The sequence below is a fragment of the Maribacter arcticus genome (assembly GCF_900167935.1).
GTDB lineage: Bacteria > Bacteroidota > Bacteroidia > Flavobacteriales > Flavobacteriaceae > Maribacter > Maribacter arcticus.
In genome coordinates this window covers 87,003-104,447 of sequence record NZ_FUYL01000009.1, presented here as the reverse complement: position 1 = coordinate 104,447, position 17,445 = coordinate 87,003, and the positions used below count along the sequence as shown (strand labels likewise).

Genomic DNA, 17,445 nt, shown 5'->3' with positions numbered 1-17,445 from the left:
TGCACTATTTTGCTGCTAACGAATAATTTAACGTATTTTATTCGACTTAATTACTTGATTCTTAGTTGAGTTGTTATTTAAGGTGTTTTGGAATCTCACAAACAGGTATTGGTAGCATCTTATGTTGGTTTATAGTGTTCAGTCTCATGAAGATAGCAAAGACTTCTTGTTTTCTACCTTCAAAATCATCGATTGTTTTGCCTTCATCTTTCATGTTCATAGCCCATTCTAGTTCAGGGTACGAGGCACCAATTTGGTCTTCATCAGTTCTATCATCACCCCATAGTCCGTCTGTAGGTGCTGCCTTAATAATTTCTTCATTAATGCCTAAAACTTTGGCGATGTTATATACTTCAGTCTTCATTAAATCGGCTATCGGACTTAAATCAACACCACCATCACCATATTTAGTATAGAAACCTACCCCAAAATCCTCCACTTTATTTCCTGTACCTGCGACTAAATAGCGCTCTAATGCGGCAAAATAATATAAGCTCGTCATACGAAGTCTTGCCCGCGTGTTGGCTAAAGACATAAAACGTTCTTCTTCGTTCTCAACAGATGGGAATGCATCAACAAGACTGTCGAATACAGGAGTAAGGTTTATCTCACGTCTAGTAACGTTTTTGAAATTTTTCTGTAACCATTCAATATGTCTTGATGCTCTGTCAGATTGGTTTGCTGCTTGGTGTATCGGCATTTCTAAACATAATAGGTCTAAACCTGTTTTGGCGCAAAGTGTTGAAGTGACTGCAGAGTCTATTCCTCCAGATATACCGATGACAAAACCTTTTTGTTTTGCATTCGTAGCATAATCCTTTAACCATTGTACAATGTGGTCAATTACCTTTTCAGTCTGCATACCGTTCCAATTATTTATTAAAATCAATTAACTTTGCCTTAAAAATAAGTTGAACACCGTGAATAATAAAATGTATTGTAAAATACTTGCTAGGGTCAAACCTATTTTTATACTATTATCAGTTTTTCTCATTCTTTTTAGCTGTAATGATAGTGATAAGGTAGCGCAAGAAATAGAAGCTGTACCGATAGACCTTAAAATCGCGAGATTTGATCGAGAGTTTGCATCGGCAGGTGAAGAAGGTTTGCCAGCATTACGCAAAACGTATCCATATCTATTTCCAGCGCCAGATAGTGTTTGGATTGCTAAGATGGAAGATTCACTTCAGGTAGAACTTTTTCAAGAAGTAGGTAATGCATTTCAGAGTTTTGAAGAAGAGGAAAAAGGTTTGGTGCAACTATTTAAGCATATCAAATACTATTTTCCTGAATATGCTGTACCAAAGGTTATTACGGTAACTAATGATGTCGATTACAATAACAGAATTATATTAATTGACAGTATATTATTTGTGAGCCTTGACAATTACTTAGGTCCTGAGCATAAGTATTATGGAGGTTTTCAGCGTTACATAGCGCAATCTTTAGATCGTAATTATTTGGTGAGTGATGTTGCCAGTGCGTTTGCTAAACAAGTAGTACCACGACCAAGAGATCGAACTTTTCTTGCCCGAATGATTTATTTCGGTAAAGAATTGTACTTGAAAGATAAGTTGATGCCTAATGTAGAAGAGCGTAAAAGAATTGGCTATTCTGAAGAAGATTTAACATGGGCAATTGCCAATGAAGAACCGATGTGGCGAAATTTCATTGAAAACGAATATTTATATAGTACTGATAATAAATTGAACCAACGATTTTTAGAGCCTGCTCCGTTTTCTAAATTCGGATTAGAGCTTGATAATGAATCTCCAGGAAGACTGGGGAGATATGTTGGCTGGCAAATTGTGAAGGCGTTTATGGAAAACAATTCTGTGACCATGAAGCAATTACTGACAATGCCAGAGGATGAAATATTTAAGAAATCAAATTACAAACCAAGAAATTAAATGGCAGATTTACATACATCAGAAATTACATTACGTGTAGGATTAGATGAAAATAGAATTCCTGAATCATTGAACTGGTCTGCTCAAGATGGTGGTATCGAAAATGAAGAGGTAAAAGCAATGCTATTGTCTGTATGGGACAGTAAGAATCAAGAGTCCTTGAAAATTGACCTTTGGACGAAGGATATGCCTGTTGATGAAATGAAAACTTTTTTCCATCAAACATTGGTTTCTTTAACCGATACTTTTTTGAAGGCTACACAAGATGAAAAAATGACTGCTACCATGAAAGATTTCTGTGATTACTTCGCAGAGAATTTAAACCTGAAGGAATAGGAACAGCGTATTACGCTTTTTTCGGCTTCAATTTTCCTTTTACTTTTTTAATCCAGTAGATAATATAGATGGTTCCTAAAACGGTAGGGATCATCCATGCCCATAAATTGTCGTATTTCATACCCGCTACTAAGAATGCGGTGATAGATGCTATAAGGGCGCCCAGCATTCTACTTAAATGGGTAATCAGCCAAAGCTTTCTGTTTTCTAAAGTTTTAGAGAACAATTTATAATCACCGTAAGGCAAGAATATGCCGAATGCTCCAAAGAATACGAACAGTATACTTTGTGAATACCCATGAACGAGTCCGTTGATACCAAAACCGAGCATAAATAATGCACAGACGACCATAACACCTGAAACCATTTTGTCAATTAGGTTAGCCTCTGTTTTTTTAGTTGATTTAAAAGTAAGTGCCCTATTACCTGCTAATACCATATAAATGGTGAACATGCCTATTAAAAATAAAAAGTTGTTGATGTGATTGGGCATTCTTGCGACTACCAAAGAAATGACCGAACTGATGATCATAGACCAGGTAAACCATTTACCTAAACGTTTGTGATTTAGATTTCCTTTTCTTACTACAATACTTCCTATTCCGGTAATAAGTCCTAATCCCCCAAAAAAGGCGTGAATGTAAATGAAAATTTTAATGGTGTTCTCCATGGTCGGTTGGTTAATTGTTACTCAAAGATGTAGATTTCTCAAGAAGTATTGAAATCTAAAAAACTGAACTGTTGATTTTGGTGGCTGAAATGGAATTTAGATATGTCGTAAATTCATTTGAATAGATTTATGTTCATATACTCTTTCCAGAAGCCCTTATATGATTAGAAACCTTCATAGCAGTATCGATTAACGACACCTTTTATCGCTATGGTGATTTATGGCCCTATGTCGTTTATCGACAAGATTTTGCACTTTAACTAGGTACGTGTAACGTAACGAGTAAAAAGTGTTTTTGGGCGGTTTACAACCTAGTATAAGAAGGTCTGCTGCGTTCTATAAGTGTAACAACGCAAGTCATGAAAACAATAGCAACAATCATCTTTATCATCTTCTTAGGAATCACTGCTCAAGCACAAACAGCTGGTACCGATGTAAAAGTTGAAACTGTTGAAATGACTATCGCTACTGAAAAAACATACGAGTTAAGCCTTGAAGCTAAAACTGAAGTAGCTCGTTTATACAAATCAAAAGATTCTAAAATAAAAAAGGAATTGAATTTCATTACTAAGGCTAACAAACCTAAAATGGCTTAATTCAATAGAAGTTGATTAATAAGTACTTAGTCTTTTGATTTTTTAGGCTTACAATTAAGGCAGAAATCTGATAACGATTTTATCTCTTGTTTTACCTTTTCGTGTTCTTTTTTCAGCATCACATCATCTTTACCAAAATTGGTGGCTTTGAAAACTTGTGCGCTAACCATGTTCATTTCTTCTTGAAGTTCATTGAAAATGGGTTGAAAAAACTTCACATCTGTAAAGGCTCCTTTTTCCTCATATATTTTCTTGCGAATTTTACGGGAATACAGCTCTACCAAATCAAAATCGTAACGCCCAAAACGAAGCAACTGATTTGCGGTCAAAGAATCAGGAGCAATCAATACCGCCAAGTTCTTCTGAAAAACAGCTTTTATTTTACTATTGAAATTTTTGGTGAACATAAATGACACCGAGTTCATATTAAAACTGAAATCGATTTTAGAACCTGAATAGATAGAATAGGAGGTAAGCGTTGAATCAATCTCCGAATCGGTAGATTGGTAATCGCTAAGTTGTAGTTCATAATCTGAATTCCATTCCATCGGTTCTTGGCCGAAAAGGAACACAGTAGAACATAAAAAGTATAAGAATAAAGTATATTTTTTCAAGGAATGAAGCTTTTATATATGTGCCGAAAATACAGAAAAAGGACATCCCTAAATGATAATATTATCCCAATTCACTATGTCGTTATGTGAATGCGTAAAGCCAATGGAACGTTCTTTTGCTATGGTGTCAATATCTCTATATGCAGCAACATAGGTCTTACGCCATTCTTTCGATTCATTACCTGCAGAGCCATGTACAATACGTTCGTCATGTATGGTAATGCTACCTCTTTTTACGGGTAGGTATACAATTTTATCATCTTCACGTTCTTCAATCACTAAGGTGTGACTTTCATCTCGTGAAACCTTACCATCTTTTCTTTCGTTACTATACGATTTTGGGAAATGCTTACGCAATTCTGGCTCTTTATTTGTGCCAGGTAATACCTGTAAACATCCATTGATAAGGTCAGAATCTGTTAGCGCTAAAGAAAAGGTAGCTGTCCAGGTATTTTCTGTTTTAGGCCAATAGCCCAAATCTTGGTGCATGGCAAATTCAGCACCTTTTTTACTTGGTTTTTTAGCTAAGAATTGCTCATAATCCATCGCCGATTTTCCATTTTTATATAATTGGTCGGCTAAAAGTTGAGTGATTTTATGGTAGACATTATTTTTTAATTCTTTGCAGTAGGTACTAGGTAGCATAGCATTTACCAGTTGAAAATCTTCCATGGGTGTACCGTAGGGTTGCGACATATCACAGAAATCTTTCTTCATATCTGCTGCTTCTTTGCCTAAAACGAAATGGTCGAACCATGGGTCTAGAAACTGCATCTCTTCTTCGGTCAATACATCATTTAAAACCACATAGCCGAGCTCATTAAACTGCTCAATTTCTTTTTCATTAATAATATAATTGTTGCCTATTCTGCGATGACTTCCAGAATCTGGATTGGTAATGCGTTCCATGCCAAGTATTTTTTTAGTTGAGGATTCTAAAGTTACGAAATTTGAGATTTCATTTGTATGGATTATAAATTTTTTAGTGATGAAGGTCTGTCAAAACCTACAATTCAAATTCCGTTTGGGTGGGGTTTGCATCAAAAATATGGGGGTAGTGTTCACGAGCATTTTTAACCATAAACTCAATAGGCACATCTTCAAAATGGCCATAATCTTCTAAGTATTCCATAAACAAGTTGCCTTCCTTATTGAATTCTTGTAAAACAGCATCTTTTTCGCCGTCGAAATCTAAAGGGGCTACGTTGAGCATGATACATAAAGATGTATTAAAAGTAGGTGAAAGTTTAAGCCACTTATCATTGATATAGGCATCTACCATACCGTGAGGCGTTAATTCGTTAGAGCCGAATTTTTCAGTTAGGCGTTCTACTCCAATATGATTTTTGACCTTAGCCAAGTGAATTCTTGCAGGGATACCCACAGCGCGAAGGCAAGCAATTAGAATAATAGATTTATCGATGCAATGCCCTTTTGTTCTTTTAGCAATTTCACTAGCTCTGTAATTCTCTTTGGTGAAACTTAAGCTATAGGGATTATACAGCCATGAATCGCGAACTTTTAAATAAAGTTGTATGGCTTTTTCTTGTTCAGTAACGGAGTCTAATTTAACATCGGCAACTAGATTTTGAATCTCTTTGGTTTCGTAATCAAAGAAATAGGTAGGTGCTAGATATTTCATGGTACTGGTTTTAATCTTTGGTTACATAAAACTAGGAAATCTTACCGTTGTAGCGATACATATGGTCTACTTTTTAAAAAAAAGCTGTTTAAATCTATAGCCCATTTGCTTCGAAAGGCTAAATTTTTTAGGTCATGAAACGCTAGGTTGATTTTTAAATAGTACTGTAAATAATCAATACACCCAATAGTAATGCGAACGGAGCCAGTAACTGCATAACTAATGGCTTTAGTAGGTTGGCGCATTTCATTGAAAACGCATGGTGCAGTTTTTTAGGCGCCAAATAAAGCAATAGCGCAGTAATACTCATAAACCAGCCAAAAATTGAAAAAGCTTCTGGGAATTTGGCATTTGCCGAGTATGCCACAAGAGCGATACCAATAATCAATCGAAACGTTATTTCACCATAGTTGATGAAGTTCGTGCTTCCCGCTTTTTGCAACATTAATCTTGCTTTCTCGGGTGTGAAAAGCATACGAAAACCAACAGCTATAATAAATCCTCCAAACAAGAGAATAATCAATTTAGCAGCTGTTATCAATGTTCTGGTTTTTTATGTTACCCTACAATATATGTAGAATTACCCATTTCTATATTCCTCAGGTCTATTTTGCCAAATATGAATATACTGACCCGTAGACATTCTGCGAGCCATATCTTTTGCATTAGTGGCCAATTCACCTTCGTATAGTTCGTCAATCGTTTCAAACCAAAGCTGTAACCATTGTGCAAAATGGTCTTGCGAGATGGTGTGGTTGAGGTTTTTATCGACGTTAACATGTTTGGCAGACGGACTCCCTCTAAACGTGCGGACACCAAAAAGGTTCGATTCCCAAAAATCAGTGAGTTTGCTCAGGTGGGCCGGCCATTGTTCATCAGTAATGTGGCCATTAAAAATAGGGCCTAGCATTTCGTTTTCTCTTATTTTGCCGTAAAAAGCATGTACCAATATGCCTACATCTTCTCTATTGGTGATATCGTTCATAGTATTCGTTTATGAGTGTGCTACAACGTCTTTTACACGGTCGGCAGTATCTTGTTTTGAAAGCGTTAATCGTACGATACTATCTGCTTTTGCAGTTAGATCATGCGGTACATTTCCTTCAAGGGTGAGCATAGCTCCTTGTTTTAAATCGTGTACGTTACCTTCAACGCCAAATGCGATTTCACCCTCTAAAATATGAACAATAATAGGAAAGGGCGCTTTGTGCTCTTTCATTACCTGACCTTGTTTCATTAAAATGCGAATCTCTTTTGAAAATGAAGTTTCCAAAAGTACCTTAATGACCACTTTAGTGTCGTTGAAATCTAGGTTTTCGGTAAAAGATGTTGAGTTCATAATAGTATTTTGGTAATGATAAGAAGAACCACTCCATCAAACTATGATACTTCTCATGGTATTAAAATACATTCGGTCGAAACTATTAAATCACACCTTTATATTAACACAATGCGCGCAACTTTTCACTTCTCAACCAAATGGCGACCCACATGATGATTCCGAATACTACAGGGATGAAAATGTTGGTCAATGGGTCATTATGAATTAGATGGGTAGCGACTGCACCACCAAGCCAAGCGGTAAGTAAAAGTGCACCAATAAAGGTGGTTTTAGGTATAGCGTACAAAATAGTGGAGACTAATAAAATGAGACCCATGTACAGCACTGTATGTTCAGGATAGCCAAATTCAACGGCACCTTCTACAGCCATTTCAGTTTGTAAAACATTATTTGCTGCGCCCATTAAGAAGAGTAGAACAACGATGCCTTGTAGAATATACGAAGTGTACAAAACACCTTTAGATACTTTTTTATCGGTTTCCATAGTGGTATGATTTTGATTTGAATGTTAGCTACAAATTACGGTAAATTTCTAAATACTAGTGTTTTAAATATACTAGGTCTGGGTTTATTTTGAGCTATTTTTAAATGATACGATGGAATAAAATACGCTAGTAAATACTAAAGGGTTATTTAAATAGGAGTCAGTTTTCGGCGTCGAATTGTGCTTTTTCTTCATCTGATAAGTCATCGCGTAGTACTCGAATGGTATATCTGCCTACAATCAGGTTATTTTTATTTGGTAGTTGTCTTCTTAATCATGAATCCGATGGAAATCAGAAAGCCGATGAGGTAGACTAAGGCCAATAAAGGTTTTTCAACGGTCATATTTTGAAAGTCGATTTGTTTGAATAATGCTGCCCCAATAATAACGGCTAAGATTACAGCAATAACGTTGGGTACAATTTTAAACTTCATAGGTGGTCTTTTTTGAAATTTAGAAAATCGACACTTTTATTGTGTATCAACATTGCAACCAAGACAACATTTAGCACACCAGTATGGCATAAAATTTAAGTTACAGTATTTCTTCAGTTTTCGGGATTTTGATTTTGCTTGCTACCATCATTGATACTGCGGCATCTCCACTGACATTAATGACCGTACGGCACATATCGAGTGGGCGGTCTATGGCAAATATCAATGCGAGGCCAGCTTCAGGTATTCCCGCTTGGGCCAGGACAATTACTAGCATGACCATTCCTGCTCCTGGCACCGCAGCTGAACCTATGGAGGCAAGGGTGGCAGTGGCAATGATGCCGAGTTGGGTAGCCAATGAAAGTTCCATTCCAAAGGCTTGGGCAATAAAGACAGCTGCTACAGCCTGATACAAACTGGTACCATCCATATTGATCGTGGCACCGATGGGCAATACAAAACTTGCGACTTCTTTTGGGACGTGCAGATGTTCCTCTACCCGTTCCATCGTCACTGGTAAAGTAGCAGCGCTAGAACTGGTTGAAAAAGCAAGCAGTTGTGCAGGCGCAATGCCTTTAAAGAAGAAGCTAGGCGACTTTCGCGTAAAGACCCAAACAATCGCTGCATACACACCGAGCATGCATAGTAGTCCTATGAGAATTGTTATTGCATACAAGGCCAATGCCGAAAAGAGATCAACACTTGGTGATTCTACTACCAAGGCCGCCAACAATGCAAAGACTCCATAAGGTGCCGTCGCCATAATCAGGTCAATAATCTTAAGGATGACATCATTAAATCCGTCGAAAAACTTTTTGACTGGTTTAGATGATTTTTTTGGGATTAAAATAAGTGCAATCCCAAATAGTATCGCGAAAAAAATGACCTGCAACATACTGGTGTTGTAACTGGCAGCATAAAAAATATTATCGGGGACGATGTCAATCAATGCCTGCAAAGGACCGCTTTCTTCTTGTGCTATTGCCATGTCGATTCGTTTTGAGGCGTCGTCCTTGTAGCTGCTTAAAAGTTCCATTCGGGTTTCTTCGGAAATGGCATTACCAGGTTTCAGGATATTGACGAGCCCTAAACCGATAGAAACCGCCAGTACGGTAGTCAGGATAAAAGTGACAATCGTTCGGGTACCCATTTCAGAAAGTTTTGAAATATCTTTCAGGTCCGAGACACCTTTGATAAGTGACGCCAAAATCAACGGGACGGCGATGAGTTTTAAACAGTTGATGAAAATGGTGCCGAAGGGCTTTATCCAATCCCGAACCAATTGTGGTCCCCAGCTAAAATTTGTGAACAGCAGTGCAAAAAGCACGCCTGCGGCCATTCCGATAAGTATCTGCCAGTGCAGGGCTAATTTTTTATTCATTCGCTCAAAAGTTTAATCAAAATGTAGTGTGACAGTGTGTCTAGGAAAGGAAGTTTTTGTTTTGTACATGCGCCCCGAAGCTTCCATGTTCCCTATAAAAATCAGAAGTTAGCGAACAAAGCAACGCCCAGAATGCGGGGATAAATGTAGTAATTATTTGAATATGTTAATGGGGGGTGATTTGATATTTTAATTGGGGTTTGAGCGTTTTTTGACGATGGGTTTTTGAATGCTTGTGTCGAAAATAGAATTCTCGAAGGTGACATCCATTTATTTAAAAAGGAGTCCGTTTTCAGCGTCGAATTGCGCTTTTTCTTCCTCTGTTAAGCCATCGCGTAGTACTCGAATGGTATATCCGCCTACAATCAAATTATTTTCATAATACATCCAATCACTAATTTTGGCGGGGTCGACAGTAATCGTATCTCCTAATTCTATCGCATTGGTATACACCGGTTCGTTACCGACAATGCCTATAAAATCGGAGTCAATCAACTGAATGTCTTGTATCCAAATATGTTCACTACCACCATCACTGGTTTCAAATTTCTGTTTTAGGGCAAAAAAATCGAAATCAGGATTATCGCTTTCAAGCGCAGTTGTAAATTCTTGAATCGAACTTTTAGCTTTCTCAATAGCTTCGTTCATTTTGGCGTCGTCATTTTCTACATTGTAGACATTAGGTTCACCAGCACGTTCTACTTTTGAAGGCCTATTTTCTTTGCACGAAGAAAGCGCTAGAAGTGCGATTGCTATGTAGGTACCTATTGTTTTCATTTGTTTTTTGTTTTTTTTATCATGAACCCGATAGAAACCAGAAAGCCGATGAGGTATACTAAGGCCAATACGGGTTTTTCAACGGTCATATTTAGAAAGTCGATTTGCTTGAATAAGGCTACCCCTATAATAAGAGCTAAGAGTACAGCAATAATGTTAGGTACTATTTTATACTTCATAGGTCGCTTTTTTAAAATTCAATGTTCAGCACGTAGAACGTTTTCAATTCTACGAAAAATTTGAGGGGTATAAACGCTTTTGAGTTGCTTCGGTTACCCATTTCTTAATTCCTTCGGGTTTTTGCTATTACGTGGGTCTTGTTGCAATACTTTCGCTGTCATACGATAAAATGTAGGCGAGTAGGAGTAAAACTCATGTGGTTGCTCAAAGAAGGTTTCTATGGTGATGGAAAATAGCTCCATTAAATTGGTGCCACCATATTCCCTAAAAATTTGATACTCACCGGCTTTAACTGCTGGTATTTTTTTAATGGCCAATGCCTTCCATGTGTTAAGGTCAGTTTCGTTGAACGTGCGTGCTAGATAATTGCGTTTAGCGTTTTCGATAATTAGGCAATGACCGAATTCGTGAATGGCAATATTTAAACCATCATCGGTTATGATAAAGCCTTTTTCTACCGCAGGCCACGAAAGATTTACACGTTGGGTAAACGGGTTTACATCACCGTCGTAAAAGATAGCTCTACCAGCGTAGGAGTAGGAGGTCGGTGTAACAAAAACTTCATTGAATATATTCAGCACATCTTGTCGTAAGCCAAAAGTAATTTGCACAAAGGCACTACAGATCACCAGTTTCATTTCTAGGGTGAGTTCAAAACCTTCTTTAGCGTCAAAATCGGTGGTGTGCAGAAAGAGTAATGTTCTCACCACAAACGATTTTTTATTGGGTATTGATAGCCCTGTGTAGTAGGTGCTCCATTTGCTTAGAATGCTATGGCATTCTTGTTTGCTTTTCTGTCGTAGAAAAAGACTAATAAATCGGTGTTTTATATTCAAATGAAATTAGGGTTTCTCGGTAATGACGATACCGCCAACAAGTTCTTCTTTGGTCGGTGGCTCGAACCAATTTTGCATGAAGTTAAAGTTTTCTTGGGTTACCTCAAATTCGAACGTATCGCCTTTTTCGGTGTTTCGTTGTTGTATGCGATGCCAACGCGTTTCTTTAGAAATATCTAAAAAATGAAGTTTTATTTTGAAGCCATTGGCTGCGGCAAATTGCCGAAATTTTTCTCGGTGGGCATATTTCGAAAGCCCTAAGTCTAGAATGCTGTCGGTGTTCGATTGCTCTAGCTGCTGCACCAAGTTCATGATAATGTTCTCCGACCGTTCTATGCGCTCTAAAAACCAATCTAAGCCGTCGGTTGGACTTTTGTCTGGTAAAAATAGGGTCTTGTTCCACGTATCGATTGAAAAGAGTACCCCCTTGGTTTTCTTTTTCAATGCATTTGCATAGGTGGTTTTACCTGAGCCTGTATTTCCAACGATGAGGTGTAGCATGGGTTTTTTATTTAATAAGCTAGCATAATGGTTAAAACATATAATCTTCTAGGTTGCTTCGATTTTAAACAAGTTTTCGCAACTGTCTATTTTAGCTTGAATAAACTTTAAGTTCGACATTGCCTACGGTATGTAAATAATGATGTGTATTTCCAAGAAGTAGCATAATATCATCTGATCCTTTCCCTTTCACCAAACTTGGTTGAACAATATAAATGTGAAACTTCATCTCCTTAGTCCATTTAGCTGCATTCAATAATAGCTCTAAATCATCCTGAGTACCCTTGATAATTCTACTACAAGTATCTCCTTTTTTAGTTTTTGTCACCCTTCGTAAAAGATGATTAAAGAACTCTTTTCCATCACGATATTTCCAATTAAGAGATTTTTGAGCTTGACCACATACCTCATAGAAGTTTCCAATATCGTTTCCAGTACGTCCATCTTTAGCATACTTCAAATGATATAGATGTATATCTATTACCTTATCTCCGTCATTGATTCCTATCACATCAGCAATCTCGCCCTTACCGTCATCATCATAAATGATTTCGAAATCTTCTTTAATCTTTTCTATGAAATTATATTGAATTGATTCTTTTTTATAAGGAGCAATACCTTGTGCTTCGTCTTTTATAGAAACATCATCCCAATTCATTGTGGTTATACTATCCAGTGAAATACCATCTACCCTTTCTTTAGGAACAACGTAGCTATTTTGAAATAATTGACCGCCATTCACAAACCAAAAGGTAGGTGTAAATACTTGCAAGAAGTCCTCTAGATTCTCACTGTTATTTCCATAAGAAATTACAGGGTTATCCCTAGAGAGTTTTTTGATTTGGTAAAAAGCCACTTTTTCACCATCAACCATATTAAAACCTAGTACTAATTCAAACTCTATGTTATCATCTTCAGTCTTGAAACAAAAACGCAATGGGGCGTCACCTGGACTATCAACAATGTTTAATTCTGAATTAGATAGGTTATAATGACTCCCATTTACACTTAGCACATATCTATTCTCCGAATATTTAAACATCTCATGGTGCCATTCAATTGCAATTGGAACAACATTTGGTTTTTTAGTAATTGTTACTGGAACAAGAGTATTTTCTAATACCGTATTTGGATTAATAGTAGGGTCAACAAGTACATCCCCAATATCCCTACACCATTGAGTTAACTCATTTAAATTGCCTCTTAAATACGACCATACTTTACCCTTCACAGAGCAGCCTAAAGAAACCTTCTCTCCTTCTTTAAAACCAACACCAAATACATTGTTCTTAATTAGAGTTCCTTGCTCTAATAGCTTTAAACCATCTTGTACACCTCTTCCAAAAAAGGATTGAAAACTTATATCACGCCCCGTACCTTTTCTAGCTCCAACATTATATAGGGTTAGTCTCTTAACCTCATGGAAAATCTTAAACATATCCATGCCTTTAATTTGGTTGACCTCATCTCCAAATATTGCTTTAACGAGCTTAGTAGATGATAAGTTTTTTAATGAAGTGTGGACAAATACCAAATTCTTTTTTGGCCTTAGATCCCAATGAATTACAATCATATTCCAATCCATGTTTTGAACCACATCAAAATCTCCCCATTCAACTTTTTCTATTTTACCTAAAATGATTACTAATGTACCTTTCTCTCTATTGTGCTTACTAAATTGATGTTCATACGTTCCTATGTTGTTAATACCTTCTCTCCAATTATTGGGGTTCCAATCTTCCCCCTTATTTTGATAAGCTACTGAACTCATAGCAGGATTAATATTTTGAAAAGGAATCTTTGAATTTTCTAAGTCATTAAAGCCATCTAAAAATTCTTTAAAGTTAATTTCCTTATCGGTAGCCCCTTCGCTCATGCTTGGAAGCAAAAGGTTCCAATCTGCATTTTTAGCATAAAGAAGATTTAGCTCCTCTTTAATTGGAGGGTATGCAGCGTTTGTTATGAAACTTGCATTTCCAAGACTATTATAAGAAGTCCTAGTAAATCTACCGACAAATTGAAGTGTAATTGGCAAACTTTGCCTTTCATCATGTATTGCTGCAATCTTTAACTCTGGAAGGTCAAACCCCTCTCCCAACATATTTACACAAACAATAATACTATGCTTCTTTTCCTTTATTGCTTTAATCTTGTCCTTTAAACCTGCTACTCCTGTGTAAACGAGTACAGGGTTTAAGTCTCCATATTCTTTATAGTGCTCAAAGACTTCAATAGCTCTATTCTTAGAATAGCACCTTGCCATGATTATGTGTGGATAGCCATCAGCAATATCTTCTCTTAATTTAGCTACTGCCTTAATTGCTATCTTTTTATCTGCCTCTTCCTTATCATACTCTCTTATAGGCAAGAAGTTTATTTTTTTATAGTACCCTTGCTTTTGCGCTTCTTTAAGAGAGAAGTTAAAAATGAATTTTCCATCTAAATTCTGACCATCGTTTCTAAAAGGAGTTGCCGTAAAAAGAAACACCTTCTCCTTATCAAATCTTTGTATGAATTTTTTCCAAGTACTTGCTTCGGAATGATGTGCCTCATCAACAAATAAATGACTAAAAAATTTAGAGAAAGCCATTTGATGTTGATAATTACTACCACCAAGAATACTCATAGTGCTAACTACTACATTCGTTTTAGAAACAAACTCCAAAAGATCTTCTTCACTTTCAAACTTTTCATGGATTACACCTACTATTGGATTGTGACAAGTTTCATCAACCATTCCGAATTCTCTTAACAACCCAAGATTAATAAACTTGTTTGATAGTTGGGTACGCAATGAATCAGATGGAACGGCTACTAAGAGCTTCTTACACTCATTTGCTATTAGGGTTGATAGCATTGTTTCTGTCTTCCCTGTTCCCGTAGGCATCACAACAATCCCTTTGTCTTCGGGGTTTTGCACATGAGCTAATATCGAATATAAAGCCCCCATTTGAGGTGGTCGTAATCCTTTAATGTCATTATCAAAATCTTCCTTTATAAATTTAAATTTACCCTGCCATGAGTTTACTACATCTTGAGGAGTCAAATCTTGAAATAAAGGGTGTTTTAACCATCTTTTGAATTTAATAGAACTAGCTTCAAAATCTTTCTTTGAAGGTTTTTTTGTGGTTAAAATAGCATAATTACAATTTTCGGGTATTATGTCTTCAGGCTTACTAGTGATGAAGTAAAATTCCTTTTTTGAAGAAATTATAAATGGGGTGCTTTGAACAAATTTAAAATTTTCAATTGGAGAGTCATTATAAAACTGTTTTATGAAATTACTTCCATTCGTGTAAATGAGCTTTTCAATTTTTGGTAGGTTTTTTTCCATTTATTCAGATAAATAAGTTTTTAATTTTTGGGGACGGGTTTGTATTTGATAAATAACCCAAGAACTAGTAGGTTCATTTTATATTATTTTGTGAATAAGAAAGAACCTTTCGGTTTAACAATTAAAATTCATGTTTTAAATATTTGGATGGACACAGTTATTTACCAATTAAAACTTAGTTCGGGCACTTTTAATATTTTATAATTTTTGTCTTTTGTGAGATTTATAAAATCATATTTATTCTCAACGGCATCTTTCTCTAAGATTTTCTCAAATTCGGCAATTTTTGATTTATCAATTAGTCTCTTGGATTTTCCTAAAAGGTCATCCAATTTTAATTCCTTACTTACTAATTCTTTAGAAATTAGATTTTTAATTAGAACAATAAAATCTTCATATGTGTCTATTATAGTGTCAACTTTTCCTTTAATGATCTTATCGTTAATAAAAAGGTTAGCTAAAAGATGATTGATTATTTCAAGTAAGAGATATAGATGCTCTTTTTTAGGCATCGCAATCTCGTGTAAAGCATCATTGCCTAAAAATCTAATAGAATGCACCCTTTTTGATTCACTTAGGGTTAAATGTCCTTTTTTGTAAAGTGTATCAATTCTTTTTTCTAGGTTGTCTTTTTTGATTTTTAGATGATTGCAAGTTGCTTCAATAATAGCTCTTAGCCCACCAGCAGTTAATATGTAAGAATCTGCCTTGAATGCAGATATAGTTTCTTTGTAAATGATTTTTATAGAGTCTGGCAGGTGATGTGAATATTTCATTTCATCACCTCGGTCTAAGTAGTAAGGAAAAATAGTTTCATCAAAATAAAATTCTTGATGTCCGTCATGATTGATTTCATACATAGTAATATCTCCAAAAATTTTTAAGAATGAAATATTCTCACATCCAAGGCATTCAATTACTATATATTTTTCAATCCATACATAGCCTTCATCATCACCTCTAAGTTTTTTTTCAAACAACTCTTTATGATTTCTTTTTCCTTTACAATTATTACAATGCCATTTACTCATTTTTCCCTAATTGTACTAAACGTTTGCATATACTTATTGGTAAGTATATTTCTAATATTAACACATAAAACGTACCCTCCAAGATACCACTAAAGAATAAACCTACAAATTGCATTTCAAACGACATTACGGAAAACCATAATCAGTCTAAAATCATGTATGGTTTGTTTTATTTTTACGACAAAAAGGTCATGTCAAAGAAAATCCTCTTTATTTATAATGCCAATAGCGACACCGGTAGTAAACTATTCGATTTCGCCCATAAAATAATAAGCCCCGCAACGTACGACTGCGCGCTCTGCTCGTTAACCTTCGGTAGCTTTACCGAGAACAAGCAATGGAAAGCGTTTAGAGAAAGCCTATTAGCCAAAGGCTACGAGCTAGAATTCTTACATAAAGACGAATTTCAAAAAAGCTATAAAAGCAAATTTGGTCATGCCTTTACCTTTCCTATTATATTAGTAGAAACAGCGCATGATTTAGAGGTCTTGGTAACGACAGAGAAATTAAATGGCTTTGAAACGGTAGCCGAGTTGGTGGCTGCGGTTCAGGGTTCGGTCTTCAGTTAGAAGGTTTATTTTCAGATTTTATAGCTATGACATTCTGTACGATCATTTCAAATACATTCGCAGTGGTTGCGATTACAATAGAAACAAAGACACTTAAAGCACAAATAGCAAGAAAACCCGCAGGATCGTCATCTAGATTGTGGAATAATCTGATATATACCCCTGCCATTGCAATTAAAATGCTGAGTACGATTGCACAATATTTTATACTCTTTAATATTTTAATAGAGCTTGATGAGAATACCCTATGCTGCCCGATGTAACTGAGCAACTTGAACACTTTGTAGAGGATAATAAAAAAAGCGATCGATGCAACGTATACATACAAAATGAACGGGTCAGAGTAAATACTGAACGCATCTAAATTTGTGGCTCGACCTTCGGTCAATGGAGTCCAAATCAAAAAAGTAAGTGCTACAATACCGATAAGCACGATGACTGCCTGAAGAAATAATATTGAAATTCTTTTCATCATGATCTTTCGAAATGTAGATGATGTCTAAATTTTCAATGAAGGTATAACTTTATCCTAAAGAGCGAATGAACATGCCCAGCATTTTAATTGTTCGTTGTTATGTTTCAGTATTCAGTATTCAGTAGGCAGTTTGTTTTAAGTACAAGGTAAAAGGTACGAGGTACGAGGTACGAAGTGATTTCCCGAGAAAGCGGGAATCTATTGGTTAGTCATAATGAAGCACAAAGTCTAGTATAAGAATAGTAGCGAATTGATACACACTAACTTTTCGGTTAAACACAGACTTTTTTTATATTTACTTACTTTCGTTTTGGCGATTAAACCGCTATTATT

General features: G+C 36.0%; 23 protein-coding genes. 4 read left to right on the top strand and 19 right to left on the bottom strand.

Annotation, left to right across the window (positions count from 1 at the left end; genetic code table 11):
• Positions 1-73 precede the first annotated feature (73 nt).
• Positions 74-862, bottom strand: a complete 789-nt coding sequence (gene nadE, locus B5X55_RS14225; protein ID WP_079513300.1) for an NAD(+) synthase — start codon at positions 860-862, stop codon at positions 74-76.
• A 70-nt stretch (positions 863-932) separates the two neighbouring features.
• Between nadE and gldB the strand changes: the two genes are divergently transcribed.
• Positions 933-1,910, top strand: coding sequence for a gliding motility lipoprotein GldB (gene gldB, locus B5X55_RS14220; RefSeq protein WP_079513299.1), 978 nt, complete (start codon positions 933-935; stop codon positions 1,908-1,910).
• Positions 1,911-2,246, top strand: a complete 336-nt coding sequence (gene gldC, locus B5X55_RS14215) for a gliding motility protein GldC (RefSeq protein WP_079513298.1) — start codon at positions 1,911-1,913, stop codon at positions 2,244-2,246.
• Positions 2,247-2,256: 10 nt separating this feature from the next.
• On the opposite strand, the gene B5X55_RS14210 is transcribed toward gldC, so the two are convergent.
• Positions 2,257-2,916 carry a hypothetical protein gene (locus B5X55_RS14210; protein ID WP_079513297.1) on the bottom strand — a complete coding sequence of 220 codons (660 nt, stop codon included), beginning with the start codon at positions 2,914-2,916 and terminating at the stop codon, positions 2,257-2,259.
• A gap of 359 nt (positions 2,917-3,275) precedes the next feature.
• On the opposite strand from B5X55_RS14210, the gene B5X55_RS14205 reads away from it, so the two are divergent.
• Positions 3,276-3,512, top strand: a complete 237-nt coding sequence (locus B5X55_RS14205; RefSeq protein ID WP_079513296.1) for a hypothetical protein — start codon at positions 3,276-3,278, stop codon at positions 3,510-3,512.
• Positions 3,513-3,538: 26 nt separating this feature from the next.
• Here B5X55_RS14205 and B5X55_RS14200 read toward each other — a convergent pair whose 3' ends face one another.
• The 16 genes from B5X55_RS14200 to B5X55_RS14130 all read right to left on the bottom strand — a co-directional run bounded on the left by B5X55_RS14200 (position 3,539) and on the right by B5X55_RS14130 (position 16,068).
• The gene (locus B5X55_RS14200) at positions 3,539-4,126 is read right to left on the bottom strand and encodes a hypothetical protein (RefSeq protein WP_143814507.1); all 588 of its coding nucleotides are present in this window, start codon (positions 4,124-4,126) and stop codon (positions 3,539-3,541) included.
• Between the two features lie 48 nt (positions 4,127-4,174).
• The gene (locus B5X55_RS14195; RefSeq protein ID WP_079513294.1) at positions 4,175-5,035 is read right to left on the bottom strand and encodes a phytanoyl-CoA dioxygenase family protein; all 861 of its coding nucleotides are present in this window, start codon (positions 5,033-5,035) and stop codon (positions 4,175-4,177) included.
• Positions 5,036-5,132: 97 nt separating this feature from the next.
• On the bottom strand, positions 5,133-5,768 hold the full coding sequence (locus tag B5X55_RS14190; RefSeq protein WP_079513293.1) for a transglutaminase-like domain-containing protein: 636 nt from the start codon (positions 5,766-5,768) through the stop codon (positions 5,133-5,135).
• Positions 5,769-5,922: 154 nt separating this feature from the next.
• Entirely contained in the window at positions 5,923-6,309 is a 387-nt protein-coding gene (locus tag B5X55_RS14185) for a hypothetical protein (protein WP_079513292.1), read from the bottom strand.
• Positions 6,310-6,348: 39 nt separating this feature from the next.
• Positions 6,349-6,753: a group III truncated hemoglobin gene (locus tag B5X55_RS14180; protein WP_079513291.1), complete on the bottom strand. Its 405-nt coding sequence runs from the start codon at positions 6,751-6,753 to the stop codon at positions 6,349-6,351.
• Positions 6,754-6,762: 9 nt separating this feature from the next.
• Positions 6,763-7,107: a cupin domain-containing protein gene (locus B5X55_RS14175; RefSeq protein WP_079513290.1), complete on the bottom strand. Its 345-nt coding sequence runs from the start codon at positions 7,105-7,107 to the stop codon at positions 6,763-6,765.
• Between the two features lie 103 nt (positions 7,108-7,210).
• Positions 7,211-7,594 carry a DoxX family protein gene (locus tag B5X55_RS14170; RefSeq protein ID WP_079513289.1) on the bottom strand — a complete coding sequence of 128 codons (384 nt, stop codon included), beginning with the start codon at positions 7,592-7,594 and terminating at the stop codon, positions 7,211-7,213.
• Between the two features lie 160 nt (positions 7,595-7,754).
• Positions 7,755-7,835, bottom strand: a complete 81-nt coding sequence (locus B5X55_RS19310; protein ID WP_394332849.1) for a DUF2314 domain-containing protein — start codon at positions 7,833-7,835, stop codon at positions 7,755-7,757.
• 10 nt (positions 7,836-7,845) lie between these two features.
• Entirely contained in the window at positions 7,846-8,028 is a 183-nt protein-coding gene (locus tag B5X55_RS14165; RefSeq protein WP_079513288.1) for a hypothetical protein, read from the bottom strand.
• A gap of 100 nt (positions 8,029-8,128) precedes the next feature.
• Positions 8,129-9,409: a dicarboxylate/amino acid:cation symporter gene (locus B5X55_RS14160; protein WP_079513287.1), complete on the bottom strand. Its 1,281-nt coding sequence runs from the start codon at positions 9,407-9,409 to the stop codon at positions 8,129-8,131.
• 270 nt (positions 9,410-9,679) lie between these two features.
• On the bottom strand, positions 9,680-10,186 hold the full coding sequence (locus B5X55_RS14155) for a YegJ family protein (RefSeq protein ID WP_079513286.1): 507 nt from the start codon (positions 10,184-10,186) through the stop codon (positions 9,680-9,682).
• Complete coding sequence (locus tag B5X55_RS14150) at positions 10,183-10,365, bottom strand: hypothetical protein (protein WP_079513285.1); 183 nt, start codon at positions 10,363-10,365, stop codon at positions 10,183-10,185. The genes B5X55_RS14155 and B5X55_RS14150 overlap by 4 nt, the downstream gene beginning before the upstream one ends.
• Before the next feature lie 93 nt (positions 10,366-10,458).
• Entirely contained in the window at positions 10,459-11,202 is a 744-nt protein-coding gene (locus B5X55_RS14145; RefSeq protein WP_079513284.1) for a zinc-dependent peptidase, read from the bottom strand.
• 6 nt (positions 11,203-11,208) lie between these two features.
• Positions 11,209-11,703: a P-loop nucleotide/nucleoside kinase family protein gene (locus B5X55_RS14140; RefSeq protein ID WP_079513283.1), complete on the bottom strand. Its 495-nt coding sequence runs from the start codon at positions 11,701-11,703 to the stop codon at positions 11,209-11,211.
• Positions 11,704-11,794: 91 nt separating this feature from the next.
• On the bottom strand, positions 11,795-15,037 hold the full coding sequence (locus B5X55_RS14135) for a DEAD/DEAH box helicase (RefSeq protein ID WP_079513282.1): 3,243 nt from the start codon (positions 15,035-15,037) through the stop codon (positions 11,795-11,797).
• Positions 15,038-15,198: 161 nt separating this feature from the next.
• Positions 15,199-16,068, bottom strand: a complete 870-nt coding sequence (locus B5X55_RS14130; protein WP_079513281.1) for a DUF4145 domain-containing protein — start codon at positions 16,066-16,068, stop codon at positions 15,199-15,201.
• A gap of 191 nt (positions 16,069-16,259) precedes the next feature.
• Between B5X55_RS14130 and B5X55_RS14125 the strand changes: the two genes are divergently transcribed.
• On the top strand, positions 16,260-16,637 hold the full coding sequence (locus B5X55_RS14125; protein ID WP_079513395.1) for a GTPase: 378 nt from the start codon (positions 16,260-16,262) through the stop codon (positions 16,635-16,637).
• Here the strand turns inward: B5X55_RS14125 and B5X55_RS19305 are convergent.
• The gene (locus B5X55_RS19305) at positions 16,630-17,109 is read right to left on the bottom strand and encodes a DUF2975 domain-containing protein (protein ID WP_079513394.1); all 480 of its coding nucleotides are present in this window, start codon (positions 17,107-17,109) and stop codon (positions 16,630-16,632) included. The genes B5X55_RS14125 and B5X55_RS19305 overlap by 8 nt on opposite strands.
• Positions 17,110-17,445 lie beyond the last annotated feature (336 nt).

Coding starts and splice junctions, on each gene's coding strand:
- nadE (WP_079513300.1), bottom strand. CDS start 862: ATGCAGACTGAAAAGGTAATTGACCACATTGTACAATGGTTAAAGGAT.
- gldB (WP_079513299.1), top strand. CDS start 933: ATGTATTGTAAAATACTTGCTAGGGTCAAACCTATTTTTATACTATTA.
- gldC (WP_079513298.1), top strand. CDS start 1,911: ATGGCAGATTTACATACATCAGAAATTACATTACGTGTAGGATTAGAT.
- B5X55_RS14210 (WP_079513297.1), bottom strand. CDS start 2,916: ATGGAGAACACCATTAAAATTTTCATTTACATTCACGCCTTTTTTGGG.
- B5X55_RS14205 (WP_079513296.1), top strand. CDS start 3,276: ATGAAAACAATAGCAACAATCATCTTTATCATCTTCTTAGGAATCACT.
- B5X55_RS14195 (WP_079513294.1), bottom strand. CDS start 5,035: ATGGAACGCATTACCAATCCAGATTCTGGAAGTCATCGCAGAATAGGC.
- B5X55_RS14190 (WP_079513293.1), bottom strand. CDS start 5,768: ATGAAATATCTAGCACCTACCTATTTCTTTGATTACGAAACCAAAGAG.
- B5X55_RS14180 (WP_079513291.1), bottom strand. CDS start 6,753: ATGAACGATATCACCAATAGAGAAGATGTAGGCATATTGGTACATGCT.
- B5X55_RS14175 (WP_079513290.1), bottom strand. CDS start 7,107: ATGAACTCAACATCTTTTACCGAAAACCTAGATTTCAACGACACTAAA.
- B5X55_RS14170 (WP_079513289.1), bottom strand. CDS start 7,594: ATGGAAACCGATAAAAAAGTATCTAAAGGTGTTTTGTACACTTCGTAT.
- B5X55_RS14165 (WP_079513288.1), bottom strand. CDS start 8,028: ATGAAGTTTAAAATTGTACCCAACGTTATTGCTGTAATCTTAGCCGTT.
- B5X55_RS14160 (WP_079513287.1), bottom strand. CDS start 9,409: ATGAATAAAAAATTAGCCCTGCACTGGCAGATACTTATCGGAATGGCC.
- B5X55_RS14155 (WP_079513286.1), bottom strand. CDS start 10,186: ATGAAAACAATAGGTACCTACATAGCAATCGCACTTCTAGCGCTTTCT.
- B5X55_RS14150 (WP_079513285.1), bottom strand. CDS start 10,365: ATGAAGTATAAAATAGTACCTAACATTATTGCTGTACTCTTAGCTCTT.
- B5X55_RS14140 (WP_079513283.1), bottom strand. CDS start 11,703: ATGCTACACCTCATCGTTGGAAATACAGGCTCAGGTAAAACCACCTAT.
- B5X55_RS14135 (WP_079513282.1), bottom strand. CDS start 15,037: ATGGAAAAAAACCTACCAAAAATTGAAAAGCTCATTTACACGAATGGA.
- B5X55_RS14130 (WP_079513281.1), bottom strand. CDS start 16,068: ATGAGTAAATGGCATTGTAATAATTGTAAAGGAAAAAGAAATCATAAA.
- B5X55_RS14125 (WP_079513395.1), top strand. CDS start 16,260: ATGTCAAAGAAAATCCTCTTTATTTATAATGCCAATAGCGACACCGGT.
- B5X55_RS19305 (WP_079513394.1), bottom strand. CDS start 17,109: ATGAAAAGAATTTCAATATTATTTCTTCAGGCAGTCATCGTGCTTATC.